General features: G+C 69.2%; 18 protein-coding genes. 8 read left to right on the forward strand and 10 right to left on the reverse strand.

The window, feature by feature from the left end; all coding sequences use genetic code 11:
- Positions 1–326 precede the first annotated feature (326 nt).
- Positions 327–1,196: an acyl-ACP desaturase gene (locus tag QJS31_RS28395; protein WP_282777722.1), complete on the forward strand. Its 870-nt coding sequence runs from the start codon at positions 327–329 to the stop codon at positions 1,194–1,196.
- Positions 1,197–1,267: 71 nt separating this feature from the next.
- On the opposite strand, the gene QJS31_RS28400 is transcribed toward QJS31_RS28395, so the two are convergent.
- Complete coding sequence (locus QJS31_RS28400) at positions 1,268–4,402, reverse strand: BTAD domain-containing putative transcriptional regulator (protein ID WP_306358152.1); 3,135 nt, start codon at positions 4,400–4,402, stop codon at positions 1,268–1,270.
- A gap of 121 nt (positions 4,403–4,523) precedes the next feature.
- Here QJS31_RS28400 and QJS31_RS28405 point away from each other — a divergent pair, with 121 nt between their 5' ends.
- The 4 genes from QJS31_RS28405 (at position 4,524) to QJS31_RS28420 (ending at position 7,577) form a co-directional block, all read left to right on the forward strand.
- Positions 4,524–5,096: an NADPH-dependent FMN reductase gene (locus tag QJS31_RS28405; RefSeq protein ID WP_306358153.1), complete on the forward strand. Its 573-nt coding sequence runs from the start codon at positions 4,524–4,526 to the stop codon at positions 5,094–5,096.
- Between the two features lie 19 nt (positions 5,097–5,115).
- Entirely contained in the window at positions 5,116–6,537 is a 1,422-nt protein-coding gene (locus tag QJS31_RS28410; protein ID WP_282777728.1) for an MFS transporter, read from the forward strand.
- Between the two features lie 166 nt (positions 6,538–6,703).
- A complete protein-coding gene (locus tag QJS31_RS28415) occupies positions 6,704–7,066 on the forward strand; it encodes a hypothetical protein (protein ID WP_282777730.1) in 363 nt (120 codons plus the stop codon).
- Between the two features lie 115 nt (positions 7,067–7,181).
- The gene (locus tag QJS31_RS28420; RefSeq protein WP_282777732.1) at positions 7,182–7,577 is read left to right on the forward strand and encodes a RidA family protein; all 396 of its coding nucleotides are present in this window, start codon (positions 7,182–7,184) and stop codon (positions 7,575–7,577) included.
- A 167-nt stretch (positions 7,578–7,744) separates the two neighbouring features.
- On the opposite strand, the gene QJS31_RS28425 is transcribed toward QJS31_RS28420, so the two are convergent.
- Entirely contained in the window at positions 7,745–8,167 is a 423-nt protein-coding gene (locus QJS31_RS28425; RefSeq protein ID WP_282777734.1) for a limonene-1,2-epoxide hydrolase family protein, read from the reverse strand.
- A gap of 44 nt (positions 8,168–8,211) precedes the next feature.
- Positions 8,212–8,925: a TetR/AcrR family transcriptional regulator gene (locus QJS31_RS28430; RefSeq protein WP_282777736.1), complete on the reverse strand. Its 714-nt coding sequence runs from the start codon at positions 8,923–8,925 to the stop codon at positions 8,212–8,214.
- Between the two features lie 91 nt (positions 8,926–9,016).
- On the opposite strand from QJS31_RS28430, the gene QJS31_RS28435 reads away from it, so the two are divergent.
- Entirely contained in the window at positions 9,017–10,195 is a 1,179-nt protein-coding gene (locus tag QJS31_RS28435) for an FAD-dependent monooxygenase (RefSeq protein WP_282777738.1), read from the forward strand.
- Between the two features lie 284 nt (positions 10,196–10,479).
- Here the strand turns inward: QJS31_RS28435 and QJS31_RS28440 are convergent, their stop codons facing one another.
- From QJS31_RS28440 to glpX, 3 genes are all read right to left on the reverse strand, one after another.
- Complete coding sequence (locus tag QJS31_RS28440) at positions 10,480–11,313, reverse strand: PASTA domain-containing protein (protein WP_306358154.1); 834 nt, start codon at positions 11,311–11,313, stop codon at positions 10,480–10,482.
- A gap of 41 nt (positions 11,314–11,354) precedes the next feature.
- A complete protein-coding gene (locus QJS31_RS28445) occupies positions 11,355–12,758 on the reverse strand; it encodes a class II fumarate hydratase (RefSeq protein WP_306358155.1) in 1,404 nt (467 codons plus the stop codon).
- Between the two features lie 144 nt (positions 12,759–12,902).
- Positions 12,903–13,934, reverse strand: coding sequence for a class II fructose-bisphosphatase (gene glpX, locus QJS31_RS28450; protein ID WP_029931375.1), 1,032 nt, complete (start codon positions 13,932–13,934; stop codon positions 12,903–12,905).
- Positions 13,935–14,082: 148 nt separating this feature from the next.
- Here glpX and QJS31_RS28455 point away from each other — a divergent pair, with 148 nt between their 5' ends.
- On the forward strand, positions 14,083–14,643 hold the full coding sequence (locus QJS31_RS28455; protein ID WP_195121632.1) for a DUF4245 domain-containing protein: 561 nt from the start codon (positions 14,083–14,085) through the stop codon (positions 14,641–14,643).
- A gap of 480 nt (positions 14,644–15,123) precedes the next feature.
- On the opposite strand, the gene QJS31_RS28460 is transcribed toward QJS31_RS28455, so the two are convergent.
- The 4 genes from QJS31_RS28460 to QJS31_RS28475 form a co-directional block, all read right to left on the reverse strand.
- Complete coding sequence (locus QJS31_RS28460) at positions 15,124–15,468, reverse strand: VOC family protein (RefSeq protein ID WP_306358156.1); 345 nt, start codon at positions 15,466–15,468, stop codon at positions 15,124–15,126.
- Between the two features lie 4 nt (positions 15,469–15,472).
- Positions 15,473–15,694 (reverse strand): exodeoxyribonuclease VII small subunit, encoded by a 222-nt coding sequence (locus QJS31_RS28465; RefSeq protein ID WP_039817016.1) that lies wholly within the window; start codon positions 15,692–15,694, stop codon positions 15,473–15,475.
- Entirely contained in the window at positions 15,681–16,985 is a 1,305-nt protein-coding gene (gene xseA, locus QJS31_RS28470) for an exodeoxyribonuclease VII large subunit (RefSeq protein WP_282785997.1), read from the reverse strand. Before xseA ends, QJS31_RS28465 begins: the two co-directional genes overlap by 14 nt.
- Positions 16,986–17,328: 343 nt before the next feature.
- A complete protein-coding gene (locus QJS31_RS28475; RefSeq protein WP_306358157.1) occupies positions 17,329–18,087 on the reverse strand; it encodes a lipid droplet-associated protein in 759 nt (252 codons plus the stop codon).
- A gap of 113 nt (positions 18,088–18,200) precedes the next feature.
- Between QJS31_RS28475 and QJS31_RS28480 the strand changes: the two genes are divergently transcribed.
- Positions 18,201–19,205 (forward strand): 4-hydroxy-3-methylbut-2-enyl diphosphate reductase, encoded by a 1,005-nt coding sequence (locus tag QJS31_RS28480; protein ID WP_282786541.1) that lies wholly within the window; start codon positions 18,201–18,203, stop codon positions 19,203–19,205.
- The last annotated feature ends 640 nt before the right edge of the window (positions 19,206–19,845 follow it).

A 19,845-nucleotide genomic window follows, 5' to 3' on the forward strand; every position in this document is an offset into this window, starting at 1 on the left:
GTGGCGGGCTTCGTGGTGTGGCGGGCTCCGCGATCGCGGTGCGGTGGGACTGGTCGTGCGGTGGGACTGGTCGTGCGGTGGACTGGTTGTGCGGTGGGGGCGGGTGTGGGGAGCGGACACGACATGACCGCCGTGTGCTGTTCGGGGTACCGACTGGTCGGCGGGGCGCTGGAGTGTCGCGGGGCATCGCGGGCGCGTGTTCGCGTGGCTCGCGCGACACGCGCCACGGGGCGGCGACACGCGGCGCGAGGCTGGGTTTTGCGATAGCCGTTGTGAATACGGCGCGAAGATCCCCATGTTTGCCGCGCAGCCGCTAGATTGTGCCGGTGCAGAACGTGCTGTCCGACCGCGACCTCCTCGACGCACTCGCGCCGGAGGTGGAGACCAATCTGACCCGCCACATCGCCGCTGCCGCGGGGTGGCAGCCGCATGACTACGTGCCCTGGGACGACGGTCGCAATTTCGCCTTCCTCGGTGGGATCGACTGGGACCCCGAGCAATCCGAGCTCAGCGAGACCGCGAAACTGGCGCTCACCGTCAGCGTGCTCATCGCCGACAACCTGCCGTCCTACCACCGGGAACTGGGCAGGCATCTGCGTCGCGGCCCGTGGTGGCGCTGGGTCGGTCGGTGGACCGCGGAGGAGAACCGGCACGAGATCCTCATCCGCAACTACCTCATGGTCACCCGTGCGGTGGACCCGGTGGAGCTGGAGCGGATGCGCATGGAGCATATGACCCGCGGCTTCCGCCGCCCGCCCATGCACCTGCTGGACGTGCTGGCGGTCTGCGCCCTCGAGGAGACCGCGTCCGCGGTGCGGCATCGCAATACCGAGGCACTCGGCGAGAACCCCCTGGTCACCGAGATCGCCCGGCGCATCGCCGTCGACGACGAACTCCAGGCGGAATTCTTCGCCAACCTGATCGCCGCCGCCCTGGACCGCTTCCCGGACCAGACCATGCGCGCCATCGCCGACCGCATCGCCGACTTCCGGGTCCCCGAGGCCACCCTCACCGACGGCCGCAGCAGCGATGAGGTTCTCGCCGACGCGGGCATCTACGACCGCACCAAGGAACCCGAACTCGTCTACGCCCCCCTGCTGGAGCGCTGGAACGTCTTCGGTCGCACCGACCTCGGCGAATCCGGCGAACAGGCCCGCGCGGAACTCGAATCCCTGCGCCTGGTCGTCGCCCGCTAGCGAGTTCCGTCGAAGCCATCGAGTGGGTGGCCGCCCCGGCCGCCCAGCTCATGAGTTCTGTGCATCGTGGCTCATTCGGGGTGATCGGAGGCGGCGCTGATCGCCGCCACGATGCGGTCCACATCCGTACGTTCCGGTTCGGGCAGTGGTGCTCCCGCCGCATCGCGCGCCGCTGCCGCCGTGCGGAGCAGGCGGCGGGCGCGTCCGATGTGCCCGGCGAGGGCGGCGGCACCCGCGAGACCCTCGTGTGCGAGGGCTATCGCGCGGGGATCGCCGATCCGCCGGGCCACCGCCAAGCCTTCCCGATGGTAGGCGTGAGCCTGCTCGGGATCGCCGCGCAGTTCGGCGATGAATCCGAGTTCGGCGAGGCTGTGGGCGATACCGGGCGCGTAGTCGACTTCGCGATTCCAGTCCAGGGACGCTCGGGTGTGTTTCTCGGCCTCGTCGAGGCGTCCCTCGCGTCTGGCGCCGAGGCCGAGGCCGACCGCCGCGAAGATCCGGCCGGGTTCGTGACCCTGGTTCAGCGAGAGTTCGAGGGCGCGTTCGTGGAGTACTCGCGCTTGGGTCAGGTCGCCCGCGAGCAGGGCGAGCCGACCCAGTCCCGACATCATGTCGGCCGCCCGCGGCCACAGTCCGAGTTCCTCGGCCCGGTGCAGTCCGTCGCGGCGTAGACGCGTGGACTCGGCGTAGTCACCGACGATCTCGGCGTGTCGGCCGAGTAATTCATCGGCACGCAGCTGTCCCCATCGATCGCCCAGAACCGCGAAAAGACGGGCACTTTCGGTCGCGTCGCGGACCATGGCCGCCAGGTCGCCGCGCAGCATGGCGTGGTGGGCCGCGCTGCTGAGCGCGGCGGCGATACCCCACTGATCCCCGGACGTGCGGAAGCCCGCCAGAGACCGCTGAGCCAGCATGGCGCTGACCGACTGGTCGCCGCCGCCGAGCAGCACCTCGCCGAGTATCCATTCGGTGAAGGCGCGGCCCGACGGATCGCTCACCACGTCGAATCCCGCGAGTCCGGCCTCGACCAGCTCCGGTCGGTCGGACGCGGCGATGCTGAGCAGCGTGAGCGCCGATCGCCAGCCATTGGCCCGCGCCCACAGTTCGGGGGCCGCCTCCCGGCCGGTGCCGAGCGCCGCGTCGAGTTGTCGGATGCCCTCCCCGATCCGCCCGCGGAGAAACCAGTACCAGCCCAGCGCGCCGACGAGGCGCAGTGCGACGCCGGAATCACCACGCCGCACCGAATCCTCGACCACGGACCGCAGATTCGGGTACTCGATGTCGAGCACGGCCAGCCAACGCCGCTGGTCGGCGCTTCGCAGCTGTGCGTGCGCCCGCTCGGACAGCGCCGTGTAGTACTCGTTGCGGACCGTGTGCAGCGAGTCGGTCTCACCGGCCTCCGACAGTCGATCCGAGCAGTACAGTGCGACCGATTCCAGCAGTCGGTAGCGGGGACCCGCATCGGTGTCGGTCATCGCGACCAGCGAGCGATCCACCAGGCGGGCAAGCAGGTCCGCGATCCGTTCCGGGGTGAGGTCCCCACTCGCGCAGACATACTCGGCCGCCGCCAGTCCGAACCCGTCGCTGTGGACCGAGAGCCTGCGCAGCACGGCCTGCTCCGGTTCGGTCAACTGTTCCCAGCTCCAGTCGATGACCGCGCGCAGCGTCTGCTGGCGGCCTGGCCCGCTCCGGCGTCCGGCAACCAACAGCTCGAATCGATCGTCCATCCGCGCCGCCAATTCGCGGACGCCGAACGCCCGCACCCGGGCGGCGGCCAGCTCCAGGGCCAGCGGGATTCCGTCGAGTCGGCGACAGATCGTCGCGACGGCCGCGGCGTTTCCCGCGTCGATGGCGAAACCGGGGGAAGCGGCCGCCGCGCGAGCGGTGAACAGCCGGACGGCACTGAACTTCGGCAGTGCCGCCACGCCGATATCAGCGGGCGAGTACGGCAGTTCGAGCGCGGCGACCGGATAGACGGCTTCACCGGAGACCCCGAGTGGTTCCCGGCTCGTGGCCAGGATCCGCAGACCGGGCACCGACCGCAGGAGTTGCTCGGTCAGGTCGGCGACCACGGCGACCAGATGTTCGCAATTGTCGAGGACGAGCAGCACCTGTTTGCCGTTCCACGCGGTGACGAGTCGGTCGAGCGGACCGGCGGCGGTCCGAATGTCGCTGTGGATTCCGACCACCGCGTGCACGGTGTCCAGAATGGAAGTGCGGGCGACGGTGGTCGGGTTCATCCCGGCGAGCTCGACGAACCACACGCCGTCGGGGTGGTCGGTGATCAGTCCGCGCGCCGCCTCGATCGAGAGTCGAGTCTTGCCGACTCCGCCGGGTCCGACGAGGGTCACCAGGCGGTAGTCGCCGACCAGGCCATGCACCTCGTGCACCGCTTCGGCCCGACCGATCAGTTCGGTCAACTGGCCGGGCAGGTTCGTCGGCACGGTGGTCGAGCGCGGCGTGAGCGCCGGGTCCTGAGCGAGGATGGCCCGATGCACCTCGGCGATCTCGGGGCCGGGATCGATGCCGAGGTCGGCGCGCAATCGTTCCCGCAACTCGGTGAAAGCGGCGAGGGCCTCACTCTGGCGGCCGGATCCGTACAGCGCGCGCAGATACGCGGCGCACAGCCGTTCCCGCAGCGGATATTCGGCGACCAGCGGCCCCAATTCCGCTACCAGGTTGGTGCATTCGCCGAGTTCGAGCAGTGCGGCGGCCCAGGACTCCACCGCCGAGAGCCGCAGTTCCGCCAAGCGCGCCGTTTCGACAGCCGCGAATTCCGCATCGGCCACATCGGCGAAGGGGGCGCCGCGCCAGAGCCTGAGCGCGGCGGTCAATCCGTCCGCCCGCGAGCGCGCGTCCAGGCCGGTGGTGGATGCCAGCATTGCCTCGAACCGGCCCGCGTCCACCGCGTCGGCCGTGACATCGAGGCGATAGCCCCCGGACCCGGACACCACCAGGGCGCGAGCGTTCGGCTCGGCGGCGGCGAGCGCACCGCGCAGTTGCGACACCTTGACCTGTAGGGCGGCCGCGGCGTCCCGGGGAGTCCGCCGCGGCCACAGCACATCGACGAGGCGATCGGTGGACACCGAATGACCGCGGTGGACCAGGAGCACGGCGAGCACCGTTCGCAACTGCCCGGCCGGGATCGCGACCTCTACTTCCCGATCCGTCCATACCTCGAGTGGACCGAGCACACCGAACCTCATCCCCGTGACGATACGGACCGCACGGGCGTGGTCGACCGGCGTGTAGGTCGGTCGTAGGGGTCCTGTAGGCCCCGGACGTGAAGGTCGTGGGGATCGACTTCACTGTGGAAAGGCAGACGCGATGCAAGCAACCGATCCCCTGCGCGTGGCGATCATCATCGGCAGCACGCGAGCACAGCGATTCGGACCGACGGTGGCGACCTGGTTCCACGGTCACGCGAGGGCGCACGGCGGGCTCGACCTCGACCTGATCGATCTCGCCGACGTCGGTCTGTCCGATGTCCTGGACGAAACCGACGCTGCGATCGATTCCCTGGCTCCGCGCCTGGCCGGGGCAGACGCCTTCGTGATCGTCTCGCCCGAGTACAACCGCGGTTATCCCGCCCCGCTCAAGACCGCCATCGACTCCTATGTCGACGAGTGGAAGGCGAAACCGGTCGCCTTCGTCAGTTACGGCGGAGTCTCGGGGGGACTGCGCGCCGTCGAGCAATTGCGCCAGGTGTTCGGCGAACTGCACGCGATCACCATCCGCAACACCGTGAGCTTCCACTCGTGCTGGAACAGGTTCGACGACGCGGGCCGCCCGCTGGACGCCGCCGGCGCGGAAGCCGCCGCGACCGCACTGCTCCACCAACTCACCTGGTGGGCCCGTGCACTACACGACGCCCGGGCCACCCGGCCGTATGCGCACTAGTACCGGAGAAGGACAGCTCATGAGACGACCTGCGACAACCCTCGCCCTTTTGGCATTCTCCAGCCTGATCACCTCGCTGGACTTCACGATCATCTATGTCGCTCTCCCCGATATAGCCAGCGACGTCGGGTTCTCCGGCCACTCGATGCAGTGGGTGGTCAGCGCCTACGCCGTCTTCTTCGGCGGCCTGCTGCTGCTGGGCGGACGCTCCGCGGATCTGCTCGGTAAGCGGCGGATGTTCGTCCTCGGCATGGTGGTTTTCGGCGCCGCGTCGCTGCTGGGCGGCCTGGCCACCACCACGACCGCGCTGATCGTCGCCCGGGCGCTGCAGGGGGCCGGTGCGGCGCTGCTGTTCCCCGCGACCCTGTCGCTGGTCAACACCATGTTCGAGGAGGGGGCACAGCGGATTCGCGCGCTCGCGGTCTGGGCGATGGCCGGTGCTGGTGGTCTCAGCCTCGGCGCATTGCTCGGCGGCGTGCTGACCAGTGCCTTCGGGTGGCCGGCAGTGTTCTTGATCAACATCCCGCTGGTCGTCATCGGCGCGGCGGCGGCATTCGGGTTGCTGCGCCCGGATGGGCCACGCGATCGGGGCCGCGGATTCGACGTGCCCGGTGCGCTCACCGGAACCGTGGGCGTCACCCTGCTGGTATTCACCGTGGCGCAGGGGCCGGAGTCCGGGTGGACCTCGACACCTGTCCTCGGAGGTGCCGCGGCGGCGGTGGCGCTGCTGGTCGCGTTCGTGGTCATCGAAGCGCGCAGTGCCAGCCCGCTGATGCCGTTGCGGCTGGCCCGCGCGCTGGGACCGGTGCTGGCGGTCATCTTCGTGTTCGGCGCGACGGTGCAGAACATCGTCTACTTCCTCACGCTGTTCCTGCAGAACGTGTGGCGCTACAGCGCACTGGTCACCGGACTCGTGTTCCTGAGCCTGTCGCTGGTCATCGCGGTCGCGAACTTCCTCGCCGAGCGGCTCATCGTCCGGATCGGTCTCCGCGTCACCCTGGTCATCGGCTTGGTGCTCGCGGCGGCCGGCGGTGCTCTGCTCGCGGTAGGGATGGTCGCCGACGGGTCCTACCGGACGATCCTGGCCGGAATCGTGGTCTACGGCATGGGGACGGGCACGGTCTTCCCGACCATGTTCGCCGCGGCCGGTACCGGCGTTGCCGCGCAGGAACAGGGCACCGCCGGTGGGATGGCGAATACCGCGATGCAGGTCGGTATCGGCGCCGGACTCGCGATTCTCGTCGGCGTCGCGAACGCGGGCACCGCCGGGCTCGACGACGAGCCCCTGCGGATCGCGACCGGGGACGGTCTGCGCGGCACGGTCGTCATGGCCGCCGCACTCACCCTGCTCGGCCTGATCGCCGCGGCGGCGCTGCCCGGGCGTCGCGCGGTCGACCGCGAATACGCCGCGACCGAGTCCGCCCCGGTCCGGGGCGGATAGTCGCCGAAGCGGGGCCGGCACGTATCCGACCGGGGCGACCGCCGGAGCGGCGACGAATCGGGCCGCGTCGACAACCAGGACTGTGGGTGCGGCTGGATCGCACCCACCGAGCGTATTCGTCGAGTCACCGCTCGACGGATATCACCGAGAAACAGGAGGAATCATCGTGAAGAAGGCGATCATCAATGCGGCGCGATTCGCGGCCGCCGGCATGTCGGGCCTGGCCCTCACCGCGGTCATCGGTTCCGGAACGGCCCACGCGGCGCCACAGGATTGCGTGGTCGAACGGGATCTGCTCGGAGCCTCGGCGATCTGTCGGCCCGACGGCGGGAACAACTACGTGCTGCGCGTCGAGTGCGTCGGGCTGCACGCCGCCGGCCCGTTCCCGCTGTACGCCATCGGTCCCTACCACTCCCTCAGCTACCCGTTCAACCCCTCCGGCGACCGGATCACCGCGGGCTGCATGGGAGCTGGCCCCGGCATCCTCGCCGTCACGACCAACGCCTACGTAGAGATCTATCGGGGCTAGCGCGCCGGGTGGGGCCGCTGCCGCAGGTCGCGGCCCCGCCACCCGATGGCCAGGGATATCGATCGCACGTACACACATCCGCACGTACACACACATCGAGGAAAGAGACGCTGTGGTGACCGCACAACCCGCGCAGAAGATCGCTACCACCCCCGACTGGTACGCGCCGTACAAGATCTCGCAGGCCATCGAGGCGAACGGCCTCATCCACGTGTCCGGGCAGGCGGGCATAGACGAGCGGGGCCGTACCGTCTCCGACGACTTCCTGGCGCAGGGGCGGCAGGCGTTCGCCAACATCCGACGGGTGCTCGCGGCGGCCGGGGCCGGTCTGGAAGACGTGGTCAAGGTTGGCATCTTCGTCACCGATATGGCCGCCAACCTCGGCAACGTCATCGCACTGCGAGGGGAATTCCTCAGCGAGCCCTACCCGGCCGACACCTTGCTCGAGGTGTCCGCCCTCGCCCAGCCCGACTGGCAGATCGAGGTGGAGGTCACCGCCCTCGCCCGCTGATCCCGGTCCGAACTCGAGCCTGGACAGCACCGGGAGGCGCGCAGTGATTCGACCGGTGTCGGGAACTCGATCACGGCCCATCGGCAGACCGCTCCGCTGTAATGCGCTTGTGGTGCAGGCGGTTACCGAACTGCGATGGGTGGAGGTATGACCCGGCCGGTGAGCGCTCAGCGCGAGAACAGTGCCCGCGCCACTCCCACGGCGGTCCCCCGCAGGAAGTTCTCCCACGAGAAGTGGTCGTGCCACACGAAGATCCGCCCGTCGACGAATTCGAACGTCCCGCACACCCAGAAGGCCACTTCCACCGAACCCACCCGCAGGTAGTCGGTGCGCTCGGTGAGCACGACGCCGTCCTCGGTGGCCGCCACATGGTGCATATCGGCGCGGAACCCGTATCGGGGTCCCGCGAAGCGATTCAGCACCCAGCGCACGCGGTCGGCTCCGCGCACGTCCGGCAGCGAGGTGTTCTTCCAGACGATTCCGGGATGGACGAGGTCCATGGCCTCGTCGAGGGCGTTGACCTCGAGGGCGGCGAAGAATTCGCGCACCGTCGTGACGGCGTCCTGCCGCAGTTCGGGTAAGTCGGACATCTTCCGACTCTAAGCCCGGGCGCTGCCGGGCAACAGTATTCGGCTCACTTCCGCCGTGCGACCAGTGCCGCCACCCCGTCGAGAATCCGGTCGATGCCGAATCTCAGCGCGTTGTCGCGTCCGGCCTCCCCGGTCGGCCCGGCCGTCGCCGCGGCCAGCGCGGCGACCACGTGCGGGAAATCCCGACCGTGCGCGGCCAGCACCGCCGCCATCTCCCGCTGCAACCGGCCTTCCGCGTCGGCGCCGTCGCCGCCGCCGATCTGCTGGACGAGGCTGCGCACGTGCCCGATCAGCAGCACCACGGTGTCGAACTGTTCGGCGGCCGTCAACCCGGTGTCGGCGAGCGCGTGCAGCGCGGTCTCCACCCAGCTCATCTCGTGCGGACCCATGACGTGCGCGCCGACGGAGAGTTCGATGGTCCACGGATGGGTGTGCATGCGCTCGTACAGCGTTTCCGCCCACCGGCCCAGGTATTCGCGCCACGGTTCGTCGGCGTCGAGGTCCGGCGGCGCGCCCACGGCGGTATCGAGCATGAGGGCGGTGAGTTCGGACTTCCCGGGCACATAGCGGTAGAGCGCCATCTTGGCGCAGCCGAGCCGCTCACCGAGCCGCGCCATGGACAGGCTCGCGAGCCCTTCCATGTCGGCGAGGGCGATGGCCTCGGCGACGATGCGTTCCAGCGTGAGCGAGGGTTTGGGGCCGCGTTTGGGCCGCTGCCGGGTGCCCCACAGCAGTTCCGTGGTGGTGGGTGCCGCCATGGGGGCCATCCTTCCGGAAAACGGCGTTGACGTCTAACTGCGTCCGCCATACGCTTTATGGCGTCCGATGGACGCAGTTGAAGGGAACGTCATGCGCAACACTTCCGTCCTCATCTCCGGCGCGAGCATCGCCGGGCCCGCGCTCGCCTACTGGCTGCACCGCTACGGCTTCGACGTGACCGTGGTGGAGCGGGCTCCCGCGCCGCGGCCCGGCGGTCAGGCCGTCGACTTCAAGGGCGAGACCCAGTTGACCGTGCTCGCGCGCATGGGTGTGCTCGACGACCTGCGCGCCCGCCGCACCGGCACCACCGACACCCGGTTCGTCGACGCCGACGGCACCGAATTGGCGTTCATGTCGGGAGATTTCACCGGCGGCGAGCTCGAGATCCGGCGCGGTGACCTGGCGCGTGTGCTGTACGACCACAGCGCGGCGAATTGCGAATACATCTTCGGGGATCGGATCACCGGTCTGCGAGCGGATTCCGACGGTGTGCACGTCGAATTCGAGAAGGCTCCGGCTCGGGTTTTCGACCTGGTTTTCGGCGCGGACGGAATCTATTCCGGCGTACGACGATTGGCATTCGGTCCGGAGCGCGACCACGTGCGCCATCGCGGCTGGTATTACTGCATTGCCGGTGACCGACCGATCGACCTCGGCACGCCGCGAACGCGGGAAACGGCCTATGCGTACAACACCCCCGGACGGCTCGTCATCGCGGGCGGGCCGAAATCACCGCAGCTGTATATGTTCGCGTCCCCGGAACTCGACTACCCCCGGGACGACACCGCCGCACAGAAACGCATCGTCATCGACAGGTTCACCGGAATGGGTTGGCGAGTACCCGAAATGCTCCGCGAACTCGAAGCCTCCGACACCTGCTATCTGGATTCGATCAGCCGGGTGCGAATGAACAAATTCACCACCGGGCGCGTGGCGCTCGTCGGCGATGCCGCCCACGGTAATACGCTCGCCGGTTTCGGTACCGGGCTCGCGGTGGTGGGCGCCTACGTTCTCGCAGGTGAGCTCGCCGTTGCGGGCGGCGACCACACGGTGGCCTTCGCGCGCTACGACGAGGTCATGAAGCGATACCTGCGCACGGTCGACGGTGCCAACCCGGGACCCTTCCTGGCCCCGAAGACCGCGCTGGGAATTCGTTTCCGGAACCGGTTCCTGGGTTCGCGCGCCTTCGCGTGGATGGTGAAGTACGGCGACAGGGCCGCGAACGACATCGACCTGAGGGATTATCCGGAAAATATCGGTGCGAGATGACAATCGTCGCACCCCGGTGCGTGGGTATGGCGACCGACGCCACCATACCCACCGACCGAGATATTCAAATGATGATGCCCAGTGTCGCCAGGGCGGCCACGAGTCCAGCTGCGCCGAGAGCGACGAAGAAGGCAGCGAGTCCAGTCAACATTGTTCTTTCCTTTCGTGGAACATCCGCTTTATGCGGACACCCAGCTAATCGGGAGCAATGCGTGACCCGTTTCACATTTCGTCCGGCATTCGGAAAATAGGTCGCTGACCGGGCAGGTGCCGAGTCCCGTTTTTCAGCAGCTGCCCGCGCCGAATCCCACCTCGCCGGTGGTGAGAGTAATCAAAGTCCCAGCAGTCACTTTCGTACCAGCGCCGGGATCCTGTTCCGCCACCACGCATTGCCCGTCGTGCGGCCCGCGATCGGTGCCGCCCACGACCTTCGCCAGCAGTCCGGCCTCGGCGAGCAGGTTCTCCGCGCGGATCGGCCGCTCACCGCGCACATCGGGCACCGCGACCGGCGTCGCGTCCGCCCCGCCGGAGCTCTCCAGCCGACTGGATTCCTTCGAGACGAAGAACGACGCCCCGGACGACCGCTGCTCACACGTGATGCCGACCTCGCGGGACAGGCATCGCACATTCCCGATCTCCAGATAGGAGTCGTACGGCAGCGCCGCGATATCGCCCGGACCGTAGAACAATCCCTCGGTGGTGCAGGCGAACCGCGGCCCGTCCAGGCTCAGGCCGAAGGCGGGCATCGGCGGTTGCGCCCCGGATGTCTCCGCGCACGGCTGCTCGCCGTCCGGAATCGCCGCGACGCGCCCTTGGCAACCGGCCTCGACGGCCGTATCGGCGAGCGCCAGCGGTTCGTCGAAGATGGCGCAGCGGAAATTGCCGCTGGGCGTCCGGAAGTAGTACCCGGGCGTGCCGGTCGGCGTATCCGCCAGGTGGTACGCCGCCGCGTCGACGGGCTCGCCCGTACTCGGGGCGGTCGTGGTCGGTGCGGTGGTGCCCGTCGTCGGTGCGGCGGTTGTCGTCGCGGTCGGCTCCGTCGCGGTGTCGGGCTGTTCACTCGAGCAGCCGGACAGCAGGGCGGTCAGTGTCGCCGCGACCGCGACGACAACGCGCATTCTCACAAGCATCCCTTCGGGTAGGTCATACCCGCACGAGATTATTTGTCGTCGTTGACTTTTGCCATCGACAGCACGTCCAGGCGGCGGTCGAGTTCCTCGACCGTGAGCGCGTCGCCGATGAGGCCGCGGTCGATGACGGTCTGGCGGATCGTCTTGTTCTCCTTCAGCGCCTGCTTGGCAACCGCGGCGGCCTCCTCATAGCCGATGGCGGAATTGAGCGGGGTCACGATGGAGGGGGAGGATTCGGCCAGCCGCCGCAGCCGCTCGACATCGGCGGTGAGGCCGCGCACGCACTTGTCGGCGAACAGGCGCGAGACGTTCGCGAGCAGCCGGATCGACTCCAGCACATTGCGGGCCATCATCGGAATGTAGACATTGAGTTCGAAATGGCCGTTGCCGCCGCCCCAGGCGACCGCCGCGTCATTGCCGATCACCTGCGCGGCCACCTGGGTAACCGCTTCGGGGAGAACGGGATTCACCTTGCCCGGCATGATGGACGAGCCCGGCTGGAGATCCGGCAGTTGCAGCTCGGCCAAGCCGGTGAGCGGACCCGACCCCATCCAGCGGATATCGTTGGCGATCTTGGTGAGGCTGATGGCGACGGTGCGCAGCGCACCGGATACCTCGACCAGCCCGTCCCGGGCGGCCTGGGCCTCGAAGTGGTCCTTCGCCTCCGACAGGGCGTCCAGCCCGGTCGACTTCTTCAGTTCCGCAACGACTTTCGCACCGAAATCGGCCGGGGCATTGAGGCCGGTGCCCACCGCGGTGCCGCCGATAGGCAGCTCGCCCAGACGGGGCAGAGTGGCCAGCAGGCGCTCGATTCCGGCGCTCACCTGCCGGGTGTAACCGCCGAACTCCTGCCCCAGGGTGACCGGTACGGCGTCCATCAGATGGGTGCGGCCGGACTTCACCACGTCGCGCCATTCGGCGGACTTGTCCAGCAGCGCCAGCCGCAGATGATCCAGTGCCGGAACCAGATCCTTCACCACGGCCTCGGTGGCGGCCAGATGCGTGGCGGTCGGAAAGGTGTCGTTGGACGACTGCGACATGTTCACGTCGTCGTTGGGGTGCACGGTCACACCGGCCCGGGCGGCGATGGTCGCGATCACCTCGTTGGCGTTCATATTCGAACTGGTGCCGGACCCGGTCTGAAAGACATCGATCGGGAACTGGTCGTCGTGCGCGCCGTCGGCGATCTCACCGGCGGCCGCGATGATGGCATCGGCCTTGGTGGTGTCCAACAGACCCAGATCCCGGTTCACCACCGCGGTGGCGGCCTTCAGCAACCCCAGCGCCCGGATCTGCGCCCGCTCCAGCCCGCGCCCGCTGATCGGGAAGTTCTCCACCGCGCGCTGGGTCTGCGCCCGCCACAGCGCGTCGACGGGGACGCGGACCTCGCCCATGGTGTCGTGTTCGATGCGGTACTCGGTCTCCTCGCTCATGCACTCGACCCTAGGCCCGCGCGGGGGGCCGTGGGGATGCCACGCCTGAGGGGATGAGCACACCGAAGGCGGTGGCGCACTGGGAATAAGCGGGGGTGTCGTTCGGCCGCCCGCCGCCGGGGCGGAGCGGGCGGCCGGGCGGGGTCAGGGCATCGGGGGAGCGGCGTCCTCGTCGCCCACGAAGTCGACCGAGGAGTACTCGCGCAGTTTGGTGAGGCGGTGGTAGGCGTCGATGATGCGGACGGTGCCGGACTTGGCGCGCATGACGATGGACTGGCTGTACGCGCCGCCGCCGAAGTAGCGCACGCCGCGCAGCAGATCGCCGTCGGTGACGCCGGTGGCGCTGAAGAACACGTCCTCGCCGGAGACCAGGTCCTCGGTATTGAGGATGCGGTCCAGGTCGTGTCCGGCGTCGATGGCCTTCTGGCGCTCCTCGTCGTCCTTGGGGGCCAGCTTGCCCTGCAACGCGCCGCCCATGCAGCGCATGGCGGCGGCGGCGATGATGCCCTCGGGGGTGCCGCCGATGCCGATCAGCATGTCCACGCCGGATTCGGGGCGGGCGGTGGCGATGGCTCCGGCCACGTCACCGTCGGAGATGAGGCGGATGCGGGCGCCCGCGTCGCGCACCTCTTGGATGTGGCGGGCGTGGCGCGGGCGGTCCAGCACGACGACGGTCAGGTCGGAGACGGCGGAGTTCTTGGCCTTGGCGACGCGGCGCAGGTTCTCGCCGATGGGGGCCGACAGGTCGATGACATCGGCGGCCTCGGGGCCGACCGCGATCTTCTCCATGTAGAACACCGCGGAGGGGTCGAACATGGCGCCGCGCTCGGCCACCGCCAGCACGGAGATCGCACCCGCCGAACCCTTGGACATGAGGGTGGTGCCGTCGATGGGGTCGACCGCGAAGTCCAGCTCCGGGCCGGTGCCGTCGCCGACCAGCTCACCGTTGTACAGCATGGGCGCTTCGTCCTTCTCGCCCTCGCCGATCACCACGATGCCACGCATGGAGACGGTCGCCACCAGCTGCCGCATGGCGTCGACGGCCGCACCGTCGCCGCCTTCCTTGTCGCCGCGCCCCACCCAGCGTCCGGCGGCCATGGCCCCGGCCTCGGTGACTCGGACCAACTCCAGGGCCAGGTTGCGATCCGGAGCCTCGCGGCGGCTGGATGCGGTCATGACGGGTGCCTCCTTGGTTGTCTATTGCTGCGTGAATTGTCGCATTGAGGTCGGCGGCGGCATTCAGGTACTCACGTTCCAATTCCGTAAGAACGGGGAGGCGCACCTGTGTGCCGGGTCGCACCACCCGGCCGTGGATACTGGGTGCGTGTCGTATCAAAAGCCGCGGATCATGAACGACTGGAAGGACCTGTTCTGGTCGTTGTTCCCGCTGGTGCTGATCTGCTTGGTCATCGCCGGGATCGCCAGCCAGTGCACCTTCTCGGCGAAAGGTCCGACGCCGGGGCAGATTCCGGACTTCGACGTGAGCGCCGCGCTGGCCGACGACGCCGCGAATATGCCGTTCGCCATTCGGGAACCGGCGCTCCCGGAGGGATGGACGCCCAACTCGGGACATCGCGACACCATCGCGGGCACCGGCGGCGGCCCGGTGAGCACCGTGGGGTACATCACCCCGCAGGGCACCTACATGCAGCTCTCGCAGACCGACGCCACCGAGGAAGCCCTCGCCAAACACGTGGTCGACACCCGCTACGCCACCGGCACCGAGCAGATCGGCGACCGTAAGTGGGTGGTCTACGCCGAGCCCGGCACCGAAACCGCCTGGATCACCGACTTCGGCGACTCCCGCGTCCTCATCAAGGGCGCGGGCAACCCCGCCGCCTACACGACGCTCGCCACCGCCATCGGCAGCGCCGACCCGCTGTAGCGCACCGGCCACGGGGGCTGTGGTCGTGCCCTACTGCGGGCCGTGCTCGCGCTGGACTGCGGGGTCGTACTCGTGCCTGACCGCTGGGGCCGCACTCGCGCAGGAGCTCGGGGCCGCGCTCGCCCCCAGCTCATGCTCGGCCCCAGGGAATTCGGGGCGTGCCGACTCTCGCGCACCGGCGAATACTCCTCGTCGTGAGAAGAGCGTGTGCCGTGTTGGTGACTTCCGCCGCCCTGCTCATCCCCGCCGGATTCGCCGCCGCGGCCCCGGTCACGCTGGACTCCGCGCCGTCCGTGTCGGAGTGAGCCGGTCGCTTCCCCCAGTACCGGTTCGTCGGTCGACGCTGGTTCCGCCAACGGGCTGGTCAACGCCGTCTGCGGGCTGATCTACGTTCTGAAGATCGGCTCCGTGGACAGCTCCGGCGGCCCCAAGTGCGGCACTCTGTCCTGACCGCCGCGCGCGGATCCGCTATCGCCTGCGTCAGCGGTGACCGACCACGTTGACGACGGTCCCGTTCGGGTCGCGGACGAAGAACCGCCGCACTCCCCACGGCTCGTCGCGCAGGGCGTAGACGATGTCCGCCCCGGCGGCGACCATGGCGGCGTGCGCGGCGTCCACGTCGTCGACCTCGACGCTCATATCCGGCTGCGGTCCCTCCGCGTCCGGACCGATCAGGAGCACCTGGGCGGTCGGATTGTCGGGACTGGCCAGGGTGACGACCCACCCGAGGTCCATCACCTCCTCGAAGCCGAGTTCCCGGTAGAACGCTCGGCTGGCGGCCATGTCCGTGGTGCGGATGTCCGGGACGGTACGGCGGATGCGCATCGGCTCACTCCTGATCGCGCCGCGCCAATGCGTCCTCCACACGCTGCCGCGCGCCCGCCAGATGCTCCTCGCAGCGGGTGGCGAGCGCCTCACCGCGCTCCCACAGCGCGAGCGAGTCGTCCAGGTCCATCCCGCCCTGTTCGAGCATCTTCACCACGTTCACCAGCTCGTCGCGGGCGCGTTCGTAACCGAATCCGGCGATTTCGGCGAGGTCACTCTCGGTCATCGGTGGACTCCTTTCGGGGGCGGGGGCCGAGGGGTTGGCTGCCGAGCGCGGCGGCGGTGACCGCACCGTCGGCGACGCGGATGCGCAGCTGACTGCCGGCCGGGGAATCGTCGATGGAGCGCACCACATGCCGCTCGTTGCCCGTAACTCGTTGCACCACCGCGTATCCGCGCGCCAGGGTGGCGGCCGGGCCGACGGCGGTGAGTTTCTCGCGCAGGTGCCGGGTGGTGGTGGATTCGGCGGTGAGCAGGTGCTCGACCGCGCGGCGGGCGGCGGTGCGCAGCCGCTCCGCCTCGTCGTAGCGCTGGTCGAGCAGGCGCAGTGGCTCGGCCAGCACGGGGCGGGAGCGCAGCTGAGCCAGGGTGCGGGATTCACGGTCCACCCAGCCGCGCAGGGCGGCGGCGGCGCGTTCGGTGAGCTCGCGCAGCAGCGCCATTTCGGCGGCGGCGTCGGGGACGACCCGCTTGGCCGCGTCGGTGGGTGTGGCGGCGCGCAGGTCGGCCACATAGTCGCTGATCGGGTTGTCGGGTTCGTGCCCGATCGCGCTGATGATCGGCGTCTTGGCGGAAACGATTGCCCGGCACAGGGTTTCATCGGAGAAGGGCAGCAGGTCCTCGACGCTGCCGCCGCCGCGCGCCAGCACGATCACATCGACCTCGGGGTGCGCGTCGAGCGCGGCGATGGCCTCCAGGATCTGCGGTACGGCGGTCGGGCCCTGCACGGCGGTAGTGCGAATCTCGAATTTCGCCGCGGGCCAGCGCTGGGTCGCCACGGTCACCACATCGTGTTCGGCGGCCGAGGCGCGGCCGGTGATGAGCCCGATTCGTCTGGGTAGGAAGGGGATCGGCCGCTTGAGCCGCTCATCGAACAGTCCCTCGGCCGCCAGCAGCCCCTTCAACCGTTCGATGCGGGCCAGCAGCTCACCGATGCCGACGGGGCGGATCTCGGTGACGCGCAGCGAAATGGTCCCGCGTCCGGTGAAGAAGGAGAGCTTGCCGTACACGATGACGCGGCTGCCCTCCTGCAAGGGCACCGGGGAATTCCGCAGCAGCTCCGGATCACAGGTCACCGACAGCGACATATCCGCGGCCGGATCCCGCAGCACCAGAAACGCCGTCCGCGTGCCCGGCCGCAGATTGATCTGCGTGACCTGCCCCTCCACCCACACCGCACCGAGCCGCTCGATCCACTGCGCCACCTTGATCGAAATGGTGCGCACCGGCCACGGATTCTCCGGAGAGCTCGCCCCCCGCTCGGACTTAGCGGCATTCACCGCACCAGTGTCGGTCACCGCACCATTGTCACGTTCCCCACCGACACCTCCGACGCCCACCCACGAAAAGCGCTCGACGGCGGGGGACTGGTGGCGGCATCGCCCGAGAGGGGACCGCCACCGGTTCCCCCTCGGTGGTATCGGCCCGTCACATTCGCCTCCGAACGCAACAACTGATCTCGCGAGCTGCGGGGTAACCCACCGGGTACGCCCACCATGGATTCGCTCCCTGGCCGCCGGTACGCGTGCGCGACGGTCAACGGCTCCCGGCCGTGCGCTGAAGACACGGGGAGGCGGCACAGCACAGCGCCGGTCGCCCCGGGCGTGGATGTCCGGGCGACCGGCGCTGGCGGGTGATCGGCTACTTGGCCTGCACGGTGGCGATGCGGTTGGTCAGCATGGTGACGAACGGCGCACGCGCCTGGGTCTGCTGTTCGAAGGCGAGCAGCTGGGACAGTTCCTCCACGCTGAGCATGCGCAGGCGGGCGCGCAGCTGCGCCAGCGTCATGTTCATGTAGTCGTAGCGGGAGGCGACCTCCGGCTCGACGGCCGCGAAATTGCCATTGTGGCCATTGGCGGACGTGCCGGAAGTGCTTGCGGTAGCGCTGCTTTCGGCAGGCGCGGCCGGTTCGGTGGGCTGCGGTGCTGCGGATCCGGGGTCGGCGGCCGGGGCCTCCTGCTCCTCGGCGACGACGGATTCCGGCTCCGGGCTCGCGGATGTTTCCGGGCTCGCGGGTGTTTCCGACACCAGTGCCTGGGGGGCGGAGACCGCGATCGGTTCCGGCTCCGGCGCGCCCGCGTCTTCGGGGCTGTACAGGTCGAAACGGCTCTTGTGCGCCGATTCCGGGGCGGTGCCGAAGGTTTGCGCGTCGTCGGCGTCCTCGTCGAAGGTGGCCCACTCGGGCTGTTCCTCGGGACGGTTCACGAAGCGGTCGAAAACCTCGTCGCCCTTGAGGGCGAGGCTGGTCACGAACTGCTGCACGTGCATGAAGTTCTGCAGCAGCTGGCTGACGGCGGTAATCGGGAGGTTGACCGCGGTATTCGGTAGCCGACGGGTTTCCTCGAGGGCATAGACGGCGGCCCCGGCGGCGACCCGGGCCAGGAAGGGAGGTCGAAACATGGTCCTAGCCTGCCCGAAACGGCGTGTGATGCAAAGGACGGAATTCGCCGGAAGTGATTATCGTCGCGCCTCCGACCCGATGCGGTTCATTCCGCACACGTATTCTGTGGGGCATGTCCTCGGCTATCCCATTGAACGTCGGAATCACCCGGTCGGCCGTCTCGGGTGCTGCCGACTCGCCGAAGCGGGTGCTGCTCGCCGAACCCCGTGGTTACTGCGCCGGTGTGGACCGCGCGGTCGAGACGGTGGAGAAGGCGCTCGAGAAGCACGGCGCGCCCATCTACGTCCGCAAGGAGATCGTGCACAACCGGCACGTCGTGGAGACGCTGCGGGAGCGCGGGGTGATCTTCGTCGACGAGACCGACGAGGTGCCCGAGGGGTCGGTGGTGGTGTTCTCCGCCCACGGCGTCTCGCCCATGGTGCACTCCTCCGCCGCCGAACGCAGCCTGCACACCATCGACGCCACCTGCCCGTTGGTGACCAAGGTGCACCAGGAGGCCAAGCGCTTCGCCCGCGACGACTTCGACATCCTGCTCATCGGCCACGAGGGCCACGAGGAGGTGGAGGGCACCGCCGGTGAGGCCCCCGACCACGTGCAGTTGGTGGACGGCCCCGACGCGGTGGACGGCGTTACCGTGCGCGACGAGAACAAGGTGATCTGGCTGTCCCAGACCACGCTGTCGGTGGACGAGACCATGGAGACCGTGCAGCGCCTGCGCGAGCGCTTCCCGAGCCTGCAGGATCCGCCCAGCGACGACATCTGCTACGCCACCCAGAACCGCCAGACCGCCGTCAAGGCCATGGCCCCGGAGTGCGATCTGGTGATCGTGGTGGGTTCGCGCAACTCCTCCAACTCGGTGCGCCTGGTCGAGGTGGCGCTGGGCGCGGGCGCGCGGGCCGCGTACCTGGTCGACTACGCCCGCGAGGTGGACCCGGCCTGGTTGGAGGGCGTCCGCACGATCGGTATCACCTCGGGCGCGTCGGTGCCGGAGATCCTGGTCCAGGGCGTGCTGGAACTGCTGGCCGAGCACGGCTTCGGCGACGTCCAGCCGGTGACCACCGCCAACGAGACCCTGGTCTTCGCCCTGCCCCGCGAACTGCGCGCCGCCCGCGCCTGACCGCGCGCGATCGCGCGAAGGACCGAGTGCGCCCCGTGCGATTCGCACGGGGCGCATCGCTGTCGGGTCATGGGTCAGCCCGCGAGGGTTCACCCGTCGCGGCTGCCCCGCCGAGTGCACGGTGGCCAGCGAGTGGACGGCTGCCCGGTCGTATCGCGGCGGGTGGATTGTTCACGGCCGCGCGGTCGGCCGCTACGGGGTCTGTTCTCTACCGCGTATCGGCCAGGCCGCGGTCACTCGGGCTCGGAGGAACCGGGCGCGCAGCGCGTCAGTGCGGGTCGATCGACCGGTCGAGCTGCTCGGCCGCCACTGTCGGCGTGACCGGCCGGCAAGTCCGGCGCGAGTGTGCTGCCGAGTAGGGCGCGAGTGGTCCGCGGAGTCGAGCGCGAGTGTCCTGCCGAGTGCTGCGCTAGTGGTGCGCCGAGTCCAGCACGAACGTTGTGCCGAGTGCGGCGCGAGTGGGCGGCCGAGTGCGGCGCGAGTGGGCGGCCGACTGTGCTGCTCGTTTCCGGTGCTGCGGCCGAATGGTGCGCGGCTCGTCGTGGCGGGCCGGGGCACGTCAGCGCTCGATGCGGCCCGAATCGCGGTCGCGGTAGCGCACATTGGGGCGCGGGTGCGGGGGTACCTCGCCGCTCGCGGC

It is taken from the genome of Nocardia sp. CC213A (assembly GCF_030766805.1).
Lineage (GTDB): Bacteria > Actinomycetota > Actinomycetes > Mycobacteriales > Mycobacteriaceae > Nocardia > Nocardia otitidiscaviarum.

Bases quoted from the DNA above. Each gene is read 5' to 3' on its own strand.
- glpX (WP_029931375.1), bottom strand. From the start codon at position 13,934: ATGACCGCATCCAGCCGCCGCGAGGCTCCGGATCGCAACCTGGCCCTG.
- QJS31_RS28440 (WP_306358154.1), bottom strand. From the start codon at position 11,313: ATGCGCGTTGTCGTCGCGGTCGCGGCGACACTGACCGCCCTGCTGTCC.
- QJS31_RS28435 (WP_282777738.1), top strand. From the start codon at position 9,017: ATGCGCAACACTTCCGTCCTCATCTCCGGCGCGAGCATCGCCGGGCCC.
- QJS31_RS28425 (WP_282777734.1), bottom strand. From the start codon at position 8,167: ATGTCCGACTTACCCGAACTGCGGCAGGACGCCGTCACGACGGTGCGC.
- QJS31_RS28465 (WP_039817016.1), bottom strand. From the start codon at position 15,694: ATGACCGAGAGTGACCTCGCCGAAATCGCCGGATTCGGTTACGAACGC.
- QJS31_RS28445 (WP_306358155.1), bottom strand. From the start codon at position 12,758: ATGAGCGAGGAGACCGAGTACCGCATCGAACACGACACCATGGGCGAG.
- QJS31_RS28430 (WP_282777736.1), bottom strand. From the start codon at position 8,925: ATGGCGGCACCCACCACCACGGAACTGCTGTGGGGCACCCGGCAGCGG.
- QJS31_RS28410 (WP_282777728.1), top strand. From the start codon at position 5,116: ATGAGACGACCTGCGACAACCCTCGCCCTTTTGGCATTCTCCAGCCTG.
- QJS31_RS28480 (WP_282786541.1), top strand. From the start codon at position 18,201: ATGTCCTCGGCTATCCCATTGAACGTCGGAATCACCCGGTCGGCCGTC.
- QJS31_RS28405 (WP_306358153.1), top strand. From the start codon at position 4,524: ATGCAAGCAACCGATCCCCTGCGCGTGGCGATCATCATCGGCAGCACG.
- QJS31_RS28475 (WP_306358157.1), bottom strand. From the start codon at position 18,087: ATGTTTCGACCTCCCTTCCTGGCCCGGGTCGCCGCCGGGGCCGCCGTC.
- QJS31_RS28400 (WP_306358152.1), bottom strand. From the start codon at position 4,402: ATGAGGTTCGGTGTGCTCGGTCCACTCGAGGTATGGACGGATCGGGAA.
- QJS31_RS28460 (WP_306358156.1), bottom strand. From the start codon at position 15,468: ATGCGCATCCGCCGTACCGTCCCGGACATCCGCACCACGGACATGGCC.